This window comes from Mycolicibacterium psychrotolerans, assembly GCF_010729305.1.
GTDB classification, from domain to species: Bacteria; Actinomycetota; Actinomycetes; order Mycobacteriales; family Mycobacteriaceae; genus Mycobacterium; species Mycobacterium psychrotolerans.
This window is the reverse complement of sequence record NZ_AP022574.1, coordinates 4094294-4114417: the sequence shown is the minus strand read 5'-3', so window position 1 is coordinate 4114417 and position 20124 is coordinate 4094294. Positions and strand designations below refer to the sequence as shown.

General features: G+C 71.8%; 20 protein-coding genes and 1 pseudogene. 15 read left to right on the top strand and 6 right to left on the bottom strand.

Annotation, left to right across the window (positions count from 1 at the left end; genetic code table 11):
* Positions 1 to 103 precede the first annotated feature (103 nt).
* Positions 104 to 1312, top strand: a complete 1209-nt coding sequence (metK, locus tag G6N45_RS19990; RefSeq protein ID WP_163723937.1) for a methionine adenosyltransferase — start codon at positions 104 to 106, stop codon at positions 1310 to 1312.
* 9 nt (positions 1313 to 1321) lie between these two features.
* On the opposite strand, the gene G6N45_RS19985 is transcribed toward metK, so the two are convergent.
* The 3 genes from G6N45_RS19985 to G6N45_RS19975 are packed head-to-tail and all read right to left on the bottom strand — an operon-like array spanning position 1322 to position 2957.
* Positions 1322 to 1576, bottom strand: a complete 255-nt coding sequence (locus tag G6N45_RS19985) for a hypothetical protein (protein WP_246228736.1) — start codon at positions 1574 to 1576, stop codon at positions 1322 to 1324.
* A gap of 4 nt (positions 1577 to 1580) precedes the next feature.
* Positions 1581 to 1994, bottom strand: a complete 414-nt coding sequence (locus G6N45_RS19980) for a hypothetical protein (RefSeq protein ID WP_163723934.1) — start codon at positions 1992 to 1994, stop codon at positions 1581 to 1583.
* Positions 1995 to 2039: 45 nt separating this feature from the next.
* Positions 2040 to 2957, bottom strand: coding sequence for an alpha/beta hydrolase (locus G6N45_RS19975; protein ID WP_163723932.1), 918 nt, complete (start codon positions 2955 to 2957; stop codon positions 2040 to 2042).
* 42 nt (positions 2958 to 2999) lie between these two features.
* On the opposite strand from G6N45_RS19975, the gene G6N45_RS19970 reads away from it, so the two are divergent.
* The 9 genes and pseudogenes from G6N45_RS19970 to G6N45_RS27745 all read left to right on the top strand — a co-directional run bounded on the left by G6N45_RS19970 (position 3000) and on the right by G6N45_RS27745 (position 12481).
* On the top strand, positions 3000 to 3725 hold the full coding sequence (locus tag G6N45_RS19970; protein WP_163723931.1) for a lysoplasmalogenase: 726 nt from the start codon (positions 3000 to 3002) through the stop codon (positions 3723 to 3725).
* A 50-nt stretch (positions 3726 to 3775) separates the two neighbouring features.
* Complete coding sequence (locus G6N45_RS19965; protein WP_163728770.1) at positions 3776 to 5722, top strand: primosomal protein N'; 1947 nt, start codon at positions 3776 to 3778, stop codon at positions 5720 to 5722.
* Between the two features lie 5 nt (positions 5723 to 5727).
* Positions 5728 to 7559: pseudogene (locus tag G6N45_RS19960) on the top strand (DUF2207 domain-containing protein).
* Entirely contained in the window at positions 7553 to 8089 is a 537-nt protein-coding gene (locus G6N45_RS19955; protein ID WP_057146501.1) for a LemA family protein, read from the top strand. The pseudogene G6N45_RS19960 and the gene G6N45_RS19955 overlap by 7 nt, the downstream one beginning before the upstream one ends.
* A 22-nt stretch (positions 8090 to 8111) precedes the next feature.
* Positions 8112 to 9038 carry a methionyl-tRNA formyltransferase gene (gene fmt / locus G6N45_RS19950; protein ID WP_163723929.1) on the top strand — a complete coding sequence of 309 codons (927 nt, stop codon included), beginning with the start codon at positions 8112 to 8114 and terminating at the stop codon, positions 9036 to 9038.
* Complete coding sequence (locus G6N45_RS19945) at positions 9035 to 10423, top strand: RsmB/NOP family class I SAM-dependent RNA methyltransferase (RefSeq protein WP_163723927.1); 1389 nt, start codon at positions 9035 to 9037, stop codon at positions 10421 to 10423. The genes fmt and G6N45_RS19945 overlap by 4 nt, the downstream gene beginning before the upstream one ends.
* A 9-nt stretch (positions 10424 to 10432) precedes the next feature.
* Positions 10433 to 11128 (top strand): ribulose-phosphate 3-epimerase, encoded by a 696-nt coding sequence (gene rpe, locus G6N45_RS19940; protein ID WP_163723925.1) that lies wholly within the window; start codon positions 10433 to 10435, stop codon positions 11126 to 11128.
* Positions 11125 to 12126 carry a bifunctional diaminohydroxyphosphoribosylaminopyrimidine deaminase/5-amino-6-(5-phosphoribosylamino)uracil reductase RibD gene (ribD, locus tag G6N45_RS19935; protein ID WP_163723923.1) on the top strand — a complete coding sequence of 334 codons (1002 nt, stop codon included), beginning with the start codon at positions 11125 to 11127 and terminating at the stop codon, positions 12124 to 12126. Before rpe ends, ribD begins: the two co-directional genes overlap by 4 nt.
* 184 nt (positions 12127 to 12310) lie before the next feature.
* Positions 12311 to 12481 (top strand): hypothetical protein, encoded by a 171-nt coding sequence (locus G6N45_RS27745; RefSeq protein WP_170312459.1) that lies wholly within the window; start codon positions 12311 to 12313, stop codon positions 12479 to 12481.
* Here G6N45_RS27745 and G6N45_RS19930 read toward each other — a convergent pair.
* Both G6N45_RS19930 and G6N45_RS19925 read right to left on the bottom strand, forming a co-directional pair.
* A complete protein-coding gene (locus G6N45_RS19930; protein WP_163728766.1) occupies positions 12448 to 14016 on the bottom strand; it encodes an MFS transporter in 1569 nt (522 codons plus the stop codon). The two genes, G6N45_RS27745 and G6N45_RS19930, sit on opposite strands and share 34 nt — an antisense overlap.
* Positions 14016 to 14720 (bottom strand): LppX_LprAFG lipoprotein, encoded by a 705-nt coding sequence (locus tag G6N45_RS19925; protein WP_057146506.1) that lies wholly within the window; start codon positions 14718 to 14720, stop codon positions 14016 to 14018. Before G6N45_RS19925 ends, G6N45_RS19930 begins: the two co-directional genes overlap by 1 nt.
* An 85-nt stretch (positions 14721 to 14805) precedes the next feature.
* On the opposite strand from G6N45_RS19925, the gene G6N45_RS19920 reads away from it, so the two are divergent.
* The 5 genes from G6N45_RS19920 to G6N45_RS19900 all read left to right on the top strand — a co-directional run bounded on the left by G6N45_RS19920 (position 14806) and on the right by G6N45_RS19900 (position 18184).
* Positions 14806 to 15414 (top strand): riboflavin synthase, encoded by a 609-nt coding sequence (locus G6N45_RS19920; protein ID WP_163723921.1) that lies wholly within the window; start codon positions 14806 to 14808, stop codon positions 15412 to 15414.
* A 9-nt stretch (positions 15415 to 15423) separates the two neighbouring features.
* A complete protein-coding gene (locus G6N45_RS19915) occupies positions 15424 to 15831 on the top strand; it encodes a RidA family protein (protein WP_163723919.1) in 408 nt (135 codons plus the stop codon).
* Positions 15832 to 15969: 138 nt separating this feature from the next.
* Complete coding sequence (locus G6N45_RS19910) at positions 15970 to 17241, top strand: bifunctional 3,4-dihydroxy-2-butanone-4-phosphate synthase/GTP cyclohydrolase II (RefSeq protein ID WP_163723917.1); 1272 nt, start codon at positions 15970 to 15972, stop codon at positions 17239 to 17241.
* Positions 17238 to 17720, top strand: coding sequence for a 6,7-dimethyl-8-ribityllumazine synthase (ribH, locus tag G6N45_RS19905; RefSeq protein ID WP_163723915.1), 483 nt, complete (start codon positions 17238 to 17240; stop codon positions 17718 to 17720). The genes G6N45_RS19910 and ribH overlap by 4 nt, the downstream gene beginning before the upstream one ends.
* On the top strand, positions 17717 to 18184 hold the full coding sequence (locus G6N45_RS19900) for a PH domain-containing protein (RefSeq protein ID WP_163723913.1): 468 nt from the start codon (positions 17717 to 17719) through the stop codon (positions 18182 to 18184). Before ribH ends, G6N45_RS19900 begins: the two co-directional genes overlap by 4 nt.
* Here G6N45_RS19900 and G6N45_RS19895 read toward each other — a convergent pair.
* Positions 18165 to 20078, bottom strand: coding sequence for a gamma-glutamyltransferase family protein (locus G6N45_RS19895; protein ID WP_246228734.1), 1914 nt, complete (start codon positions 20076 to 20078; stop codon positions 18165 to 18167). The two genes, G6N45_RS19900 and G6N45_RS19895, sit on opposite strands and share 20 nt — an antisense overlap.
* Positions 20079 to 20124: the final 46 nt, after the last annotated feature.

Sequence of the window (20124 nt, the reverse complement as noted above, 5' to 3'; positions counted from 1 at the left end):
CTGCGCGTAAAGGTTGCGCGCCGCAGGGGGACACGCTTGGGTGCTAGAGGCGCCCGGCACTGCGTGCCGTCGCAGACATGAATGAAATGGAAAGGGATCGGACGTGAGTGATGCTCGGCTGTTTACCAGTGAGTCGGTGACCGAGGGGCACCCGGACAAGATCTGTGACGCCATCAGCGACTCGGTGCTCGACGCACTGCTCGCCGGCGATCCGAAGTCCCGGGTGGCGGTCGAGACGCTGGTGACCACCGGCCAGGTGCACGTCGTCGGCGAGGTGACCACGGCGGCCAGGGAGGCCTTCGCCGACATCACCAACACCGTGCGCGCCCGCATCCTCGACATCGGGTACGACCACTCCGACAAGGGCTTCGACGGCCTCACCTGTGGCGTGAACATCGGCATCGGCGCCCAGTCGCCGGACATCGCCCAGGGCGTCGACACCGCCCACGAGACCCGCGTCGAGGGCGCGGCCGACCCGCTGGACGCCCAGGGCGCCGGCGACCAGGGCCTGATGTTCGGCTACGCCATCGCCGACACCCCCGAGCTGATGCCGCTGCCGATCGCGCTGGCCCACCGGCTTTCGCGCAAGCTGACCGAGGTCCGCAAGAACGGGACGCTGGACTACCTGCGCCCGGACGGCAAGACGCAGGTCACCGTGCAGTACGACGGCACCACCCCGGTGCGGCTGGACACCGTGGTGCTCTCCACCCAGCACGCCGACGGCATCGACCTCGAGAGCCAGCTGGCGCCGGAGATCAAGCAGCACGTCATCGACGCGGTGCTCACCGAACTCGGCCACGACACCCTCGACACCTCCTCGCCGCGACTGCTGGTCAACCCGACCGGCAAGTTCGTGCTCGGCGGCCCGATGGGTGACGCAGGCCTGACCGGCCGCAAGATCATCGTCGACACCTACGGCGGCTGGGCCCGCCACGGTGGCGGCGCCTTCTCGGGCAAGGATCCGTCGAAGGTGGACCGGTCGGCCGCGTACGCGATGCGCTGGGTCGCCAAGAACGTCGTCGCCGCCGGCCTCGCCGAGCGGGTCGAGGTTCAGGTCGCCTACGCCATCGGCAAGGCCGCCCCGGTTGGCCTTTTCGTGGAGACGTTCGGCTCCGAGACCGTCGATCCGGTGAAGATCGAGAAGGCAATCGGCGAGGTGTTCGACCTGCGGCCGGGCGCGATCGTCCGCGATCTGGACCTGCTGCGCCCGATCTACGCGCCCACCGCGGCGTACGGGCACTTCGGCCGTACAGACATCGAGTTGCCGTGGGAGCAGCTGAACAAGGTCGACGACCTCAAGAACGCCGTCTGACGACCCCCGTCACCTCCACGGGTACAGCATGCCGGCGTTGACGTCGACGATGCCGTAGGAGTTCCAGTACCAGTCGTGGCAGACGTTCGGGTCCCAGCTCAGGACCTGGCCGCCTGGGATGGCGGGGTCGCCGGGGCACCAGTGGGTGCAGGTCAGCCCCGACGGGCAGTTGCCTCCCTGATAGCTGGGACCCTGCGCGGTGGCGGCAGGCGCGCCGAACACCGCACCGGCCAGCGCGACGGCGACGGCGAGGATGCGCGTCATCGCGTCAGCCGTTCGGGCAGTTGGTGGTCGGCAGGAACAGCGACCAGCACCATCCCGGCGGCAGCGGCGGGGTGAGGTTCGGTGCCGGGGGTGGCGGCGCCGGCGGCGCCTCGCCCTCGAAGATGTTCGCCGCCACGTTGCCCTGGCCGTGGTAGACGTACCAGTAGGTGTGGCAGACGCTGTTGTCCCAGACCACGGGGTTCACCCGGAGATTCCCGGTCTGCACCGGTGGGTCTCCCGGGCACCAGCGGCACGGGCCCTCCGGGCTGTTCTCGGGGCATCCCGGCCATGAGGCCGGCAGTGGCGCGCGGGGCAGTGCGGCCGCGGCGCCGGAGCCGAAGCCCAGTGCCGCCGCCGCGCCGGCCCCGGTCAGTAGTGCCGCGGCGGTGACGCGTCGCAGCGTGTGGATGTTGATCATGAACGGACGGTAGTCCCACGGCCGGGCTACCGATCCCACAAACGACTACTGCAAGGCCGTCCTGAGGGCCGTGAGAGCCCGCTCGGTCGCCTCCGTCGCGGCGGGCACCACCCCGTGGTAGGCCAGGAAGCCGTGCACCAGCGTCTCGGCGTGGTGCAGTTCGGTGTCGACGCCTGCCTCGGTGAGCAGTTGCGCGTAGCGCATGCCGTCGTCGCGCAGCGGGTCGTGACCGGCGACGGCGATGTAGGCCGCGGGCAGTCCGTCCAGTTCGCCGACGGCGGGAACCAGCGTGGCGGGCGGCCGGGACAGATCGGTGTCCGCCACGTACCAGCGGGTGAAGGCCTTGCACGCATCCAGGGAGAGGATCGGCGCCTCGGCGTTCTCGGTGAAGGACGGCAGCGACGTGTCGAACGTCGTCGACGGGTACCACAGCAGCTGGAAGCGCAGCGGCAGACCGGCGTCGCGTGCCAGCTGCGCCATCACGGCGGCGAGGTTGCCGCCGGCGGAGTCGCCGGCCACCGCGACGCGCTCCGGGTCGCCGCCGAAGCGGCTGGCGTTGGCGGCCACCCACTGCGTCGCCGCCCAGGTGTCCTCGACCGCCGCGGGGTAGGGGTGCTCGGGGGCGAGGCGGTAATCGACCGACACGACCACGGCGTGGGCGCCGACCGCGTGGACGCGGGCGGCCGCGTCGTAGGTGTCCAGATCGCCGACCGACCAGGCGCCGCCGTGGATGAAGATCACCACCGGCAGCACGGACGCCTCGGTCGGCGGACGGTAGACGCGCACGGGGACGGGTCCGGCGGGACCGTCGACGCTGTGGTCCTCGGTGGTGACGTCGGGGTGGACGGGGATCCGGGGGAGTTCGGCGAAGCGCTGCCGGGCCACCTGGGGCCCGCCGTCGGCGGTGAGGGTGAACGGGACGGCGGCGAGCACCTTCGACAGCACGGGATCGAGATCGGCCATGGCCCACACGGTAGCGTCACCCGGTTTTAGTAGGTTCTGCCCATGACCACGCCCACTCCTGTGACCGGTCGTCGCGCGGCGCCGCGCGCCCGCACGCTGTGGGCGGCCGCAGCCGTGGCTGCGGCGGGATACGGCGTGTTCCTGATCGTCACCGCAATGCAGGTGCCCGCGGGCGCCGAACTGACCGGCCGGTTCGCGGCCCAGCCCGCGGTCAAGGCGCTGGCCGCGGTGCTGCTCGCCGCGGCAGCGGCGAACCACCCGGTGGTGCGGGAGCGGCGCTGGCTGGTCGGCGCGCTGGTGTTCTCGGCTGCGGGCGACTTCCTTCTCGCGATGCCGTGGTGGGAGCCGTCCTTCGTGCTGGGGCTGGCGGCGTTCCTGGTCGCGCACCTGTGCTTCCTGGCGGCGCTGCTGCCGCTGGCCGTCGTCACCCCGGCCCGGTCGGCGGCGGCCGGCGTGATCGCGCTGGCCTGCGCGGCGCTGCTGGTGTGGTTCTGGCCGCGGCTGATCGTCGACGGGATGGCCGTCCCGGTGACGGTGTACATCGGTGTGCTGGGCGCGATGGTGTGCACCGCGCTGCTGGCCGACCTGCCGACGCCGTGGACGGCGCTGGGCGCGGTGTGCTTCGCGGTGTCGGACGCCATGATCGGCATCAGCAAGTTCGTGCTGCGCAGCGAGATGCTGGCCGTGCCGATCTGGTGGTTCTACGCCGCATCGCTGCTGTTCATCACCGCGGGGCTGCTCTTCGGCCGGCCTGGACCCGAGGGGTGACCGGCACCCGGCAGGCCGCCGAACACGAGCCGATCGCACGGGTGCTGCCGATGCTGACGGTGCCGCACCTGGACCGGGACTTCGACTACCTCGTCGCGGCCGAGCAGTCCGACGACGCCCAGCCCGGCGTGCGCGTCAAGGTCCGTTTCCACGGCCGCCTGGTCGACGCTTTCGTCCTCGAGCGGCGGTCGGACACCGACCATGTCGGCAGGCTCGGCTGGCTGGAGAAGGTGGTGTCCGCCGAGCCGGTGCTGACCCACGACGTGCGCCGCCTCGTCGACGCCGTCGCCGCCCGGTATGCGGGCACCCGTGCCGACGTGCTGCGGCTTGCCATCCCGCCCCGGCACGCCACGGTGGAGAAGCGTCCCGCCGCCGTGCTCGAGGCGTTCGTCGCGGCGACGGTCGACGCCGCGGGCTGGTCGGCGTACAGCGGCGGTGCGCAGTTCGTGGCCGCGCTGCAGGACGGGCGCGCGGCCCGGGCGGTGTGGCAGGCGCTGCCGGGGGAGTCCTGGCCCGCTCGGCTGGCAGAAGCGGCCGCGGTGACGGTGAACGCGGGCCGGTCGGTGCTCGCCGTGGTGCCCGATCAGCGCGACGTCGACCGGTTGTCCGCCGCGTGTGCCGAGCGGGTGGATCCGCAGCGGGTGGTCGCGCTGTCGGCGGGACTGGGCCCTTCCGAGCGCTACCGGCGGTGGCTCGCGGTGCTGCGCGGCGACGCGCGGCTGGTGATCGGCACGCGCAGCGCGGTGTTCGCGCCGGTGGCCGACCTCGGTCTGGTGATGCTGTGGGACGACGGCGACGATTCGCTGTCCGAGCCGCGCGCGCCGTATCCCCACGCCCGCGAGGTGGCGATGCTGCGCGCCCACCAGCTGCGCTGCGCCGCGGTGATCGGCGGCTACGCGCGCACCGCGGAGTCCCAGGCCCTGGTGCGCAGCGGGTGGGCGCACGACCTGACCGCCTCGCGCCAGGCCGTGCGGGCCTGCGCCCCCCGGGTGCTCGCGCTCGAGGACAGCGCGTACGCGCAGGAACGCGACCCGGCGGCGCGGACGGCGCGGCTGCCGTCGATGGCGCTGGACGCGGCCCGTCGGGCGCTGACGTCCGGCGCCCCGGTGCTCGTCCAGGTGCCACGGCGCGGCTACGTGCCTGCGCTGGCATGTGCCCGGTGCCGCACCATCGCCCGGTGCCGGCACTGCACCGGGCCGCTGTCGCTGCCCGGCCGCGATGCCGCGGGGGCGGTGTGCCGGTGGTGCGGGCGCGAAGAACTGTCGCTGCGCTGCGCCCGGTGCGGCGCCGACGCGGTGCGCGCGGTCGTGGTCGGGGCCCGCCGCACGGCCGAGGAACTGGGCCGCGCGTTCCCCGGCGTCGCGGTCGTCACCTCGGGCGGCGACGCCGTCGTCGAGTCGGTGCCCCCGCGTCCCGCGGTGGTGGTCGCCACCCCGGGCGTCGAACCGGCGGCCGAAGGGGGATACGGCGCCGCGCTGCTGCTCGACAGCTGGGCGCTGCTCGGCCGCCAGGATCTGCGCGCCGCCGAGGACACGCTGCGGCGCTGGATGGCGGCCGCGGCGCTGGTCCGCAGCCGCGCCGACGGCGGTGTCGTCGCCGTGGTCGCGGAGTCCGCGATCCCGACCGTGCAGGCGCTGATCCGGTGGGATCCGGTCGGTCACGCCGACGCCGAACTCGACGGGCGCACCGAGGTGGGGTTGCCCCCAGCCGTGCACATGGCCGCGGTCGACGGCACGTCCGACGCGGTCAACGCGCTGCTGGGCGGAGTCGCGCTGCCCGACGGGGCCGACCTGCTGGGGCCGGTCGACCTGCCGGTGGGGGTGCGCAGGCCGCCCGGGGTGGCCGACGAACACCCGGTCATCCGGATGCTGGCCCGGGTGCCGCGGCACGATGGGCTGGCGCTGTCGGCGGCGCTGCGCAAGGCCAGTGCGGTGCAGAGCGCACGTCATGATCATGAGCCGGTTCGCATCCAGATCGACCCGTTGCACATAGGGTGATGCGCATGTCGGTGGGGCGTCTGGTCAAGGCGACGATCCCGCTGCTGCTCATCGCATTCGGGCTGCTGTGGCCGGTGGTGTTCACCGGTGGGGGCTCGGCCGGCACGCCCGCCGAGGACCCCGTGGTGATCAGCAACTTCACGCTGGACGCCGCGGTCGACGGCGCCGGGGACATGACCGCGGTCGAGACGATCACTACGGAGTTCTACAGCACCGATCGCCACGGCATCTTCCGCTACTGGGATGTCGCCAACCAGAACGACTCTCATGTTCGGCAGAAGCCCGACGTGACCTCGATCCTGCTCGACGGACGGCCCGTGCCCTACCAGATGCTGTGGGAGGGCGGAAAACGCTTCCGCGTGGCCAAGATCGGTGACCCCGACCGGACACTGAGCGACGGCACCCATGTGTTCGAGCTCCGCTACCGCATCCCCGGGGTGCTCGACCCGGGCGGCACCGGCGCCGACCGGCGGTTCGCGCAGACTGTCGGCGCGCCTGGCCCGAGCCCGAGCCCCTCGGTCTTCTTCTGGAACGTCGTCGCACCCTCCTGGAACAACCGCATCGACCGGGCCGACATCACCGTGACCCTGCCCGGCGACGTCGGGGCCGTGCAGTGCTCGGTCGGCTTCGGCGTCGGGCGGGTGTGCGACGAACTGCGCGCGCGGGGCAACACCGTGGTGGCCTCGGCGTCGTCGCTGCCGCCGCGCACCCCGGTGACGCTGCGCGCCGGGGTGGACGTGGCCACGCCGGCGCGGCTGACCCTGCCGTGGCCCTACACCTGGGACCGGGTCCTCGGGCAGTCGGTCACCGCCGTGCTGTGGGTGCTCGGTCTGACGATGGCCTTCGGCGCCCTGGCGGTCCTGTGGTTCCGCAGCGTGCTGGAGCGCTCACCCGGCTTCCCGCTGCAGTACGCGCCCCCGCCGGGCCTGGGCCCGGTGCAGCTGGAGTACATCCGCACCGAGGCGGTCCCGAAGAACGGTCTGACCGCGACCCTGTTCTACCTCGCCGAGCGGGACCTCATCACGCTGCACCAGGTCAGCGACAAAGAGTGGAAGATCCGCAGCATCGCCCGGGCAGGGCAGTGGTCCGGGGTCGACCCGGTGAGCCTGGCGGTCGCGTCGCGGCTGAAACTGCTCAATGCCGGCAGTGAGTTCGCCGCCAAGAAGTCGGTCAAGTCGGGGGAAAAGCTGAACAAGGCCAAGACCGACATGGCCGAGGCGGTCCGGACATGGGCGATCGACTCGGGGCTCATGGTGGCACGCAAGAAGGAGCTGTGGCTGCGCGCCGCCAACGCCGTCGCGTTCGTGCTGATGGTGTGCGGGTTCTTCCGCTGGGGCTTCCCGACCACGATGTGGGCGCTGCCATTCGCGGCGTTCTTCCTGTTCTCGGCCGCGTCCTGGCGCGACGGGGTCGGCACCCGGCGGACCCCGGCCGGGCGCGAACTGTGGTCGCGCGCAGGCGGATTCCACCGCATGCTGGCCACTGATTCGGCCGAGACGCGCTTCGACTTCTCGGCGCGCAAGGACCTCTACATCGCCTATGTGCCGTTCGCCGTCGCCGCCGGGGTGGCCGCCGCGTGGGCGAAGAAGTACGAGACGTACACCAATACGGCTGCCCCGCAGCCGGATTGGTACACCACTTCGACCACGTCGTCTTCCTGGGGAGTGGCGGGCGGCTCCGGCGGGCGGACTTCGACAGTTTCGAGACGGCACTGTCCTCGTCGATCGGCGCCTACACCGCCTCCCAGTCGTCCTCCTCGTCGAGCGGCGGTGGCGGCGGTGGCTTCAGCGGCGGTGGTGGTGGCGGTGGTGGCGGAGGAGGAGGCGGATCATGGTGACTTTCCTGCTCGTCGTCGTGCTCGTGCTGGTGGTGCTGATCCTGATCGGATATGTGGCCGGCTACAACAAGATCCGGTCCGCCGACGTCCGCGTCGCCGAGGCGCTGTCGGGGATCGACGTCGAACTGACCCGGCGTGCGTCGCTGATCCCCGCCCTCGTGCAGACGGTGCAGACCTTCGCCACCCATGAGAAGGCGATCCTCGACCGCGTCACCGACGCCAGGGCGGCGCTGACGTCGGCGACCTCGGGCGGCTCGGTGGCCGAGCGCGGGGCGGCCGAGAAGCAACTCGACTCGGCGCTGGCGCCGCTGCTGGCGCTGGGGCAGAGCTATCCACAGCTGAACTCGTCGGCCAACTTCCTGGATCTGCAACGCAACCTCGCCGACACCGAGGACAAGCTAGCGTTCGCCCGGCAGTACTACAACGATTCGGTGGCCACCCTCAACCGGCTGCTCACCACGATCCCGTGGATGTTCGTCGCGCCGCTGACCAAGGTCGGCGAGAAGGAGTACTACCAGACCCCCCGCTAGGGCTGCTTCCTAGACTGGCCCGGTGCGTCTCGTGTTCGCCGGTACTCCGGAACCGGCCCTACCGTCCCTGCGTCGGCTCATCGAGTCGCCCCGCCACGACGTCGTCGCGGTGCTGACCCGCCCCGATGCCGCCGCGGGTCGGCGCGGCAGGCCCGCGCCCTCGCCGGTGGCGCACCTCGCGCTCGAGCATGGGATTCCGGTGCTGCGCCCGGAACGGCCCAACTCCGCGGAGTTCATCGCCGAACTGGCCGCGCTGGCGCCGGACTGCTGCGCCGTGGTCGCCTACGGTGCGCTGCTCGGCGACGACCTGCTCGCGGTGCCCGCCCACGGCTGGGTGAACCTGCACTTCTCGATCCTGCCCGCCTGGCGCGGCGCAGCCCCGGTGCAGGCCGCGATCGCCGCGGGCGACGCGGTCACCGGCGCCACCACGTTCCAGATCGAACGCAGTCTCGACTCCGGCCCCGTCTACGGCGTGGTCACCGAGACGATCCGGCCCGCCGACACCGCCGGCGACCTGCTCGACCGGCTGTCGGTGGCCGGTGCGGCCCTGCTGGAGGCCACGATGGACGGTATCGCCGACGGCACCCTGACCGCAGTGCCCCAACCGGCCGACGGGATCAGCGTCGCGCCGAAGATCACCGTCGACGACGCCCGCATCCGGTGGGACCTGCCCGCGCATGTGATCGACCGGCGGATCCGCGCCGTCACGCCGAACCCGGGCGCATGGACGATGATCGGGGAGGAGCGCGTCAAGGTCGGTCCCGTGACGGTGGTCGACGAGCCCGACCTCGGCCCCGGACGGCTGAAAGTGGACAAGAAACACGTGCGGGTCGGCACCGGCTCCGGCGCGGTGCAACTGCAGACCGTGCGGCCCCCGGGCAGGAAGCCGATGAACGCCGCGGACTGGGCCCGCGGCGCGCGGCTCGAGGAGATCGGTTCGGCTACATGACGCGCCCGACCGGCAAGCGGCGCCCGCAGCGGCGCACCCCGCTCGACCCCGCCCGTCGGGCCGCGTTCGACGTGCTGCGCGCGGTCTCCGAGAAGGACGCCTACGCCAACCTGGCGCTGCCCGCGATGCTGCGGGACCGCGGGATCACCGGCCGCGACGCGGCGTTCGCGACCGAACTGACCTACGGCACCTGCCGCGCCCGAGGGCTGCTCGACGCGGTCATCGCGGCGGCCGCGGGCCGACCGGTGGACAAGATCGATCCGGTGCTGCTGGATCTGCTGCGCCTGGGCGCTTACCAGATCCTGCGCACCCGCGTCGACGACCACGCCGCGGTGTCCACCACCGTGGAGCAGGCCGGGATCGAATTCGACACGGCGCGTGCGGGATTCGTCAACGGTGTGCTGCGCACCATCGCCCGCCGCGACGAGACGTCCTGGGTGGCGGAGCTGGCCCCGCCCGCCGCCACCGACCCCGTCGGTCACCTGGCCTTCGTGCATGCGCACCCGCGGTGGGTCGCCCAGGCCTTCACCGACGCGCTGGGGGCCCGGGCCCACGAGCTGGCGGCACTGCTGGCCAGTGACGACGCCCGCCCCGAGGTGCATCTGGTGGCGCGGCCGGGTGCGCTGACCGCGGCCGAGCTGGCCGAACAGGTGGGCGGCACCGTCGGCCGGTACTCGCCGTACGCTGTGCACCTGTCCGAGGGCGATCCCGGCGGGTTCGCCCCGGTCAGAGACGGCCGGGCGCTGGTGCAGGACGAGGGCAGCCAGCTGGTCGCGCGGGCGGTCACGCTGGCCGAACTCGACGGCGCCGACAACGGCCGGTGGCTGGACCTGTGCGCCGGACCGGGCGGCAAGACCGCGCTGCTGGCCGCCCTGGGTCAGCCCGCCGGCGCCCACGTCACCGCGGTGGAGCCCGCGCCGCGGCGCGCCGAGCTGGTCGAACAGAACACCCGCGGGTTGCCCGTCGACGTGGTCCGGGTCGACGGGCGCGACCCGGGGCTGACGCCGGGTTTCGATCGCGTCCTCGTCGACGCCCCGTGCACCGGACTCGGCGCGCTGCGCCGCCGCCCCGAGGCGCGCTGGCGGCGCCGGCCCGGCGATGTGGCGCCGCTGGCCAAGCTGCAGCGGGAACTCCTGGCCTCGGCGATCCGGCTGACCCGGCCCGGTGGCGTCGTGCTGTATGCGACGTGCTCGCCGCACCTTGCCGAGACCACCGGCGTGGTGGCCGATGCGCTGCGCCGCCACCCGGTCACCGCGCTGGACACCCGACCGTTGTTCGATCCGGCCGGCGATGTCGGAGAGAATCTGTCGGTGCAACTCTGGCCGCACCGGCACGGCACCGACGCGATGTTCGCCGCCGCCCTTCGGGTCACCGGCCCCCGATAGGCTGACCCCATGCCCGGACAGCACGCCCGCACCGCCCCGCTGATCGCCCCGTCCATCCTGGCTGCCGACTTCGCCCGGCTCGCCGACGAGGCCGCCGCGGTCGAGGGCGCCGACTGGCTGCACGTCGACGTGATGGACAACCACTTCGTACCCAATCTCACTCTGGGCCTGCCCGTCGTCGAGTCGCTGCTCGCGGTCACCGACATCCCGATGGACTGCCACCTGATGATCGACGATCCGGCCCGGTGGGCACCGCCCTACGCCGAGGCCGGCGCGCACAACGTCACCTTCCACGCCGAGGCCACCGACGACCCGATCGCGGTGGCCCGCGACATCCGCGCCGCGGGCGCGAAGGCGGGCCTGGCCGTCAAACCGGGCACGCCGGTCGACCCGTACCTGGAGATCCTGCGCGATTTCGACACGCTGCTGGTGATGTCGGTCGAACCCGGATTCGGCGGACAGAAGTTCATCGCCGAGGTGCTGCCCAAGGTCGGCATCGTGCGCCGCCTCGTCGACGCGGGCGAGCTGACCGTCCTCATCGAGATCGACGGTGGCATCAACACCGACACGATCGAAGCCGCCGCCGAAGCGGGCGTCGACTGCTTCGTGGCGGGCTCGGCGGTCTACAGCGCCGACGATCCCGCGCTGGCCGTGCAGTCGCTGCGCAATCAGGCCGCGGCGGCGTCCAAGCATCTGGCGCGGTGAACCTCGACGCGGCGATGGCCGCGGCCCTCGAGCAGGCCGAAAAGGTCAAGGGCACAACATATCCCAACCCTCCGGTGGGGGCGGTCATCCTGGACGCCAACGGCGGGATCGCCGGTGTCGGAGCGACGGAGCCGCCCGGCGGCCCGCACGCGGAGGTGCTGGCGCTGCGCCGGGCGGGGGAGCGGGCGGCCGGTGGTACAGCCGTGGTGACCCTCGAACCGTGCAACCACGTGGGGCGCACCCCGCCCTGCGTGGACGCGCTGCTGGCCGCGGGCATCGCGAATGTCGCGTTCGCCGTGGCCGATCCGAACCCGGTGGCCGCCGGCGGGGCGGCGCGGCTGGCCGCGTCGGGTGTCCGCGTCACCCCCGGGGTGTGTGCCGACGCGGCCGCCGGTGGGCCGCTGCGCGAGTGGCTGCACAAGCAGCGCACCGGAATGCCGCATGTGACATGGAAATTCGCCACCAGCGTGGACGGCCGCAGTGCGGCCGCAGACGGCTCGAGTCAGTGGATCACCAGTGAGGCCGCCCGCGCCGACGTGCACCGCATGCGCGCCGCCGCCGATGCGATCGTCGTCGGCACGGGCACCGTGTTCGTCGACGATCCGGCGCTCACCGCGCGGCTGCCCGACGGCACGCTGGCCGCCCAGCAGCCGCTGCGCGTCGTCGTCGGTATGCGTGAGATCTCGCCTGACGCAACGGTTCTCAACGACGACTCGCGCACCATGGTGATCCGCACCCGAGACCCTCGCGAGGTGATCCAGGCGCTGTCGGACCGCACCGACGTGCTGGTGGAGGGCGGCCCGACACTGGCCGGAGCCTTCCTGCGGGCCGGGGTGATCGACCGCATCCTGGCCTACGTCGCCCCGATCCTGCTGGGCGGGCCGATCAGCGCCGTCGACGACGTCGGCGTGCTGAGCATCGCCCAGGCCCAGCGGTGGCGTTTCGACGAGGTGCACCCCGTCGGACCGGACGTGTTGCTCAGCCTCATCCCGTCCTGACGGGACGCGGCATCGTTATCTGATCGTTACCCGCTGTCCATCAACGGTTTCCGTGGTCGTTCTCACACCCGCGGGCGGGCGCGGCAGCGGCCCTGCGGAAGCGGGTCGCTCGGTAGACTCGGACGGGAATATCGCGCTTTCACCGAAGAGTTGCGCAAGGTGAGCACGAACAAAGGACGAGAGCATGACTGCACTGCAGGACTGGCTCAGCAACAGCCCGGTCACTCCCGACGCCATCAAGGCGGTGATCCGCGATGCCTGGCGGGGACTGACCTCCGACGAGACCTTCGACAGTGGTGATGTCGTGCCGGCCACCGCGCCTCAGCTGATGGGCCGCGGACTCGAGCGCTGCTGAAGCTCCTCCGGCTCGTCGGCGTGTTCGCCCTTGGCGCTGATCAGCAACCCCAATAGCGCACCCACGACGCACACGATCGCCGTGATCGAGAAGATCTCGGCGTACTGCAGCACGTACGCCTCGCGCACGCGGTGCGCCTCTGCGGCCAGACGCTCGGCCAGGCTGTTGCCGCCGGTGTTGGCAGGCAGACTGGCCAGGTGCTGGTTGAACCGGTACAACCCCCACGCCGACAGCGCCGCGATGCCGATCAGCATGCCGATCATCCGGGCCACCACTACGGCCGCCGACGCGATGCCGTGCTGGGCCGCGGGCACGACCCGCAGCGTCGCCGACGTCAGCGGCCCGATGACCAGGCCGAGGCCGAACCCGGCGATCGCGAGGTCGGTGTCCAGCACGGGCAGGCTGATGAAGCCCAGGTCGTGGCGCGCCGTCAGCAGGTCGACGGGCCACTTCGCGATCAGCAGATAGCCACCGGCGGCGATCAGCAGGCCGGTGAACGCGACGATCCGGTCGCCGAGGCGGGTGGCCACCCAGCCGCCGACCAGGGCGCCGACCGGCAGGGCGATCAAGAAGCGCAGCAGCAGGAAGGCGGCCTGGTTCTGGTCCTGGCCGAGCACACCCTGACCGAACAGTTCGACGTTGACCAGCGTCACCATCAGGGCCGCGCCGGCCGTCAGCGACGCGCCCAGCGCCGCGAGGAACGGGCGGAAGTGCACGCCCGCCGGATCCAGCAGTCGGGTCTTGGCGAATTTCTCCCACACGAAGAACGCGACCGCGGCGACGACGGCCGCGATCAGCACCGGCACGCCCCAGCTGGGCAGCACCTGCTTGCCGTCGGGCCTGGGGTTGTACAGCCCGACGACGGCCAGCCCCAGCGCGACGGCCAGCAGCAGGCCGCCGGTCACGTCGACCTTCTGCGGGTCTTCGCCGGTGGACCGCGACGGCAGGCTGAAGTGGATCATCGCCATCGCGATGACCGCGAGCGGGACGTTCACCCAGAACACCGACTGCCAGTGCCCGAATGCCCACACCAGCGTGATGCCGTACAGCGGGCCCAGCACGCTGCCCAGCTCCTGGGCCGCGCCGACCCCGCCCAGCACCGCGGCCCGGTTGCGCGCCGCCCACAGATCGGCGGCCAGCGCCAGGGTGACCGGCAGCAGCGCGCCGCTGGCGGTGCCCTGCACCACCCGGCCGATCACGAGCACGGTGAGGTCGGTCGACATCGCGGTGATCACGGAGCCGAGCGCGAAACCGGCGAGGCTGATCTGGATCAGCATCTTGCGGCCGAACCGGTCCGACGCCCGGCCCAGCAGCGGCATCGCGGCGATGTAGCCGAGCAGGTAGCCGGTGATGATCGGCGTGACCCGCTGGATCTGGTTCACGCCGATCCCGACGTCGCGCATGATGTCGGTCATGATCGTGACGACGACGTAGGTGTCGAGCGCGCCGAGCACCACCGCGAGGCTGCCCGCGCTGATCGCGATGCGGCGGTTCGTCGTCCCTGCTGCGGCCGTCGCCGGTGGCGCGCTGTGCATCACACCGCCGGCTTGGCGACCGTCACCGGCTCGCCCCACTTCGACAGCGTCATCGTCACGCTGTTGCCCGGGGTGGGTTCGAGCCGGGCCTGCATCAGCTCGTGGTTGCCGTCCTCGGTGACCCACGCGGTGCCCGGGACCGGCCCGGTGGCCGCGATCTGGGGGGCGATCTTGTTGACCGCGTCCGCGCGGACGTTGCCGGTGATCCGGACCGTCTTGACGCCCTCGATGGTCTCGCGGCCCTCGGACTTGGCGTCGCTGAAGTTGGCGAGCACGTTGGCCAGGCCGTTGTCGGGGCTCAGGATCGCCGCGACGTCGTAGATGTCGGCGGCGGGGCCGAAGTTCGACAGGCTGCCACCTGCCGTGATCGCGGCGTACAGGTCGCCGTCGGAGACGACGAACTCGACACCCTGCAGCTTCTGGCCCAGGAAGACGATGTCGGCGGTGCCTTTCGCGGCGACGGCCGGCTTCTGGGTGAGATCGCCCTCGAGGGACTCGACCGGTAACTCGGCGATCTGGCCCTGCACCGCGAGCTGCAGGTGCGCGCTGGTCTGGGCCTTGGTGGTCTCGGCGGATTCCCGGAGCAGGGTCGTGGCGTCGGGCAGGTCCTTGCCGGAATCCTCCGACGACGAGCCGGAGCATCCTGCGACGAGCGCGACGACGGCGAAAAGGGCGGCGACGAGCGCCAGGAGGCGGGTCTGCATGCCTGCATCGTAGAGGGTGCGGCGAGGCGGACGCGTTGTCCGCTGCGTGGGATCGGCTGCGAAGTGGGGGCCTAGGCTGGGCACCGTGTTCACCGGAATCGTCGAAGAACTGGGCGAAATCGTCGGCAAAGAGGACCTCGGCGACGCCGCGCGTTTCGTCATCCGTGGCCCGATCGTGACATCGGATGCCGGGCACGGGGATTCGATCGCGGTCAACGGCGTGTGTCTCACCGTCGTCGACGTGCTCGCCGACGGCTCGTTCTCCGCCGACGTGATGGCCGAGACGCTGAAGCGGTCGAGCCTGCGCGGCGCCGATGTCGGCACCCGGGTCAACCTCGAACGCGCTGCGGCGGTGAACAGCCGGTTGGGCGGCCACATCGTGCAGGGCCATGTCGACGGCACCGGACACCTGGTGTCCCGCACGCCCTCGGAGCATTGGACCGTGGTGCGGATCGCACTGCCGCAGGCGCTGTCGCGCTACGTGGTGGAGAAGGGGTCCATCACCGTCGACGGGGTCTCGCTGACCGTGTCCGGTCTGGGCGCGGACTGGTTCGAGGTGTCGCTGATCCCCACCACGCTGGACCTGACGACGCTGGGCCGTGCCGACGTCGGCGCCCCGGTCAACCTCGAGGTCGACGTCATCGCCAAGTACGTCGAGCGGCTGCTCACCCAGGGAGCCGTTCGACCCGAGTGAGGAGCCCCCATGGCCATCACCCTGCTCAATCCCGAGGGCCTGCCCACCGTGGAGATCTACAAGCAGGTCGCGGTCGCGACCGGCTCGCGGTTGGTGTTCGTCGCGGGCCAGATAGCTCGCACCGCACACGGCGAACCGGTCGGCGCGGGTGACCTGGCCGCCCAGGTCGATCAGTGCTTCGTGAACCTGTCGGTGGCCCTCTCAGCCGCGGGTGCCTCGTTCGACGATGTCGCGAAACTGACCGTGTATCTGGTCGACTGGACGCCGGACAAGATGTCTTCCTGGGTGCAGGGGGCCACCCGCGCGGCGGAGCGGCTCGGCATCACCGCCACACCGCCGCTCACCGGGATCGGCGTCGCGGCGCTGGCCGAGCCCGATGTTCTGGTGGAGGTGGAGGCGATCGCCGTGCTGGATTAGCGGCGACGCTGCACCACTGTGACCCGCGTCACCGGCTCTCGGGCCCGTCGGGCGGGCAATAACCCGGCTGCCCGCGTGGTTCATACTGAACGGGAGAAACAGGTGGTTCTCGGTGCGGGAACCGGCAAGGTGGTGAAGATGACGAGGCTGGATCCGGTCGAGCGTGCGGTGGCCGACATCGCCGCGGGCAAGGCCGTCGTCGTCATCGACGACGAAGACCGCGAGAACGAGGGCGACCTGATCTTCGCCGCCGAGAAGGCCACCCCCGAACTGGTGGCGTTCATGGTGCGCTACACCTCCGGTTACCTGTGCGTGCCGCTCGACGGCGACATCTGCGACCGGCTGGGCCTGCTGCCGATGTACGCGGTCAACCAGGACAAGCACGGTACCGCCTACACCGTCACCGTCGATGCGAAAATCGGTGTCGGAACCGGTATCTCGGCGTCGGACCGGGCGACCACGATGCGGCTCCTCGCCGACCCGTCCGCCGTGGCCGACGATTTCACCAAGCCCGGGCACGTGGTTCCGTTGCGTGCCAAGGACGGCGGCGTGCTGCGCCGTCCCGGCCACACCGAGGCGGCCGTGGATCTGGCCCGGCTCGCGGGCCTGCAGCCCGCAGGCGCGATCTGCGAGATCGTCAGCCAGAAAGACGAAGGCGCGATGGCGCAGACCGACGAGCTGCGCATCTTCGCCGACGAGCACGACCTCGCGCTGATCTCCATCGCCGACCTGATCGAGTGGCGGCGCAAGCACGAGAAGCACATCGAACGTGTCGCCGAGGCGCGCATCCCGACCCGGCACGGCGAGTTCCGCGCGGTCGGCTACACCAGCATCTACGAGGACGTCGAACACGTGGCGCTGGTCAAGGGCGACATCGCCGGCCCGCACGGGGACGGCCACGACGTGCTGGTCCGCGTGCACTCCGAGTGCCTGACCGGTGACGTGTTCGGCTCCCGCCGCTGCGACTGCGGCCCCCAACTGGACGCCGCGCTGGCGATGGTGGCCCGCGAGGGCCGCGGCGTGGTGCTCTACATGCGCGGACATGAGGGCCGCGGCATCGGCCTCATGCACAAGCTGCAGGCCTACCAGTTGCAGGACGCCGGGGACGACACCGTCGACGCCAACCTCAAGCTCGGCCTGCCCGCCGACGCCCGCGACTACGGCACCGGCGCCCAGATCCTCGTCGATCTGGGGGTGCGCTCGATGCGCCTGCTGACCAACAACCCGGCCAAGCGCGTCGGCCTGGACGGCTACGGGCTGCACATCATCGAACGCGTGCCGCTGCCGGTGCGCGCCAACGCCGAGAACATCCGCTATCTGATGACCAAGCGCGACCGCATGGGCCACGACCTGACCGGTCTCGAGGACTTCGACGAGGCGCTGCCCGGCGAGTTCGGCGGGGCGGTATGAGTCCTGCGGCAGGCGTGCCCGACCTTCCCGATCTGGACGCCGCCGGCATCAGACTCGGCATCGTCGCGAGCACCTGGCACGAGACCGTCTGCGACGCCCTGCTCGACGGCGCGCGCCGGACCGCCGCCGACGCCGGCATCACCGACCCGACCGTGGTGCGCGTCCTCGGGGCCATCGAGATCCCCGTCGTCGCACAGGCGTTGGCGAGGACTCACGACGCCGTCATCGCGCTGGGTGTCGTGATCCGGGGTGAGACACCGCATTTCGACTATGTCTGCGACGCGGTCACCCAGGGGCTGACCCGGGTGTCGCTGGACGCGTCGACACCGGTGGCGAACGGCGTGCTCACGGTGAACACCGAACATCAGGCGCTCGACCGGGCCGGGCTGCCGGCGTCGGCCGAGGACAAGGGTGCCCAGGCAGCCGCCGCCGCCCTGTCGACGGCGCTGACGCTGCGCCGCCTCGCCGACGGCTCATGACCGCCGAGGGCTGGGACGTCGAGGTCAAGCCGTACCTCACCCCGAGATTCGCCTACGGGGCGGCCGCGCTCATCGTGGCCGCACACGTCACCGTCGGCGCCCTGCTCAAGGTCGGCACCACCGGCGTGATCTTCCGCACCGCCGATCAGGTGGCGATCGCGCTGCTCGGGGTGGTGATCGGCGGGTTCGTGTGCCTGTTCGCGCGGCCGCGCCTGCGGGTGGGCGCCGCCGGCGTCGCGGTGCGAAACCTGTTCGGCTACCGCGTCTTCGCGTGGGACATCGTTCGGGGACTGTCGTTCCACCCGGGGGCGCGGTGGGCTCGGCTGGACCTTCCCGACGACGAATACGTGCCGGTGATGGCGATCCAGGCCGTCGACAAGGGCCGCGCGGTCGACGCGATGGACCGCGTCCGCGCCGCGATGCAGAAGTATCAGGACACCGGGATCAACGGCCGTCACCCATGACCGCGCCCTCCCGGCGCGGATCGGCACCACCCACCCAGCCCGGATCGGCGCGCACGATCGCCGACAGCCCACTGGACTGATCGGCGATGTCGACCTGATGACCGAGGTCGCGTAACCCCGTCACCAGCGGGTCATGACGGCCGTCGTCGGAGATGTCGATCGCCGGATGTTCCCCGCCCACGTTCGTCTTCGGTGAGTTGGCGGCGCCGAAGTCCACCATCGAGACGGCCTGCTGCGGGTCCAGTCCCCAATCCAGCAGACCGACAACGGTTTTGACGACGAACTGGACGATCGAGGAGCCGCCCGGCGATCCGGTGACGGCGTAGAGCGGGCCGACCGATCCCTGCGCCCCACGGTCGAAGATCAGGGTGGGCGCCATGGTGCTGCGCGGCCGCTTGCCCGGCGCCACGCGGTTGGCGATCGGCGCGCCGTCCGGTCCGGCGGGCTCGGCGGAGAAGTCGGTGAGCTGGTTGTTCAGCAGGAACCCGTCGACCATGTGGAACGAGCCGAACGCCGACTCGACGGTGGTGGTGAGCGACGCGGCGTTGCCCTGTGCGTCCACGATGCTGACCTGGCTGGTGCCGTGCTCGGGCACGGGCGCCGCCGGCGCGGTGGGCGGGCCGAACTCGCCCGGCTTCGCCGTCCCCATCGTGCGGTCGGGGGAGATCAGGGCTGCCCGCCCGGTGAGGTAATCGGCGCCGAGCAGGGCATCGGGGGAGCCGCCGGGCAGGGCCACGAAGTCGGTGTCGGCGACGTAGCGGTCCCGGTCGGCGTAGGCGAGCCGCTCCGCCTCGGCGATCAGATGCACGCCTGCCACGGTGGGCCTGCCCCCGTCGCGGTCGAGGTCGGTGGGCCGGTGGTCGGCCATGGGGAAGTGCTCCAGCACGCCGAGGGTCTCGGCGACCGCGATACCGCCCGACGACGGCGGCGGCATGCCGCAGATCTGCTTGTCGCGGTAGGGCACACACACCGCTTCCCGTCTCTTGGCCGTGTAGCCGGCGAGATCGGCGGCGGTCATCAGGCTCGGTGTTCGTCCGCCCGACGGGTCGGTCGCGGCGGCGACGATGTCGTCGGCGATCGGCCCGGTGTAGAGCGCCGCCGGGTCGGTCGCGATGGCGCCCAACGTTTTTGCGTAGGCCGGATTGGTGAGCCGGGCGCCCGACGACCGTGGCGACCCGTCCTGGTCGAGGAAGTACGCACCGGCCTGCGGGTCGAGTCGCAGGCGCGGTGCCGCGTCGGCAATGGCGGCCGCCAGCCGGGGGCTGACGTCGAAGCCGTCGTCGGCGAGCCGGACCGCGGGGGTGAACAGATCCCGCCACGCGGTGCGGCCGTGCGTGGTGTGCACGTCGGCGAGCATCCGTACGATGCCGCCCGGCACCCCGATGGACCGTCCGGATCCGCGCGCGTCGGGTTTCGGTGCGGTCCTGTCGGTGTCGGAGACCCATCGCAGGTAGTTCTCGGTGGCCGCCGCCGGGGCGACCTCCCGCCCGTCGAACGCCTGCACCGACTTGGCGGCGGCGTCGTAGTACAGCAGGAATCCGCCGCCGCCGATACCGGAGGACTGGGGTTCGACGAGGCCGAGCACGGCCTGCGCGGCGACGAGCGCGTCGGCGGCGGTGCCGCCGTCGCGCAGCACCTCGCAGGCGGCCTGGGTGGCCAGCGGGTTGGCGGTCGCGACGGCGTAATGACCGGTGTGTACCGGTGTCATCCCGGTGCGGTAGCCGGTCGCGGTCTCCGGCGCGGATCCGTCGTCGGCGCCTTGCTTGGCCTGGGGGGTGCCGTTCGTCACGATCGCGCACGGACCCGTCGGCGCCGGCGGGGTTTGCGGACCGCCGCAACCGGCGCAGACCAGCACGGCAGCGAGCAGCACCACGAGCACCCGGGTCGAGGTCACGGTCCGCACCGCCACCTACTCGCTCTACCCCGTCGGGGTGCCGCAG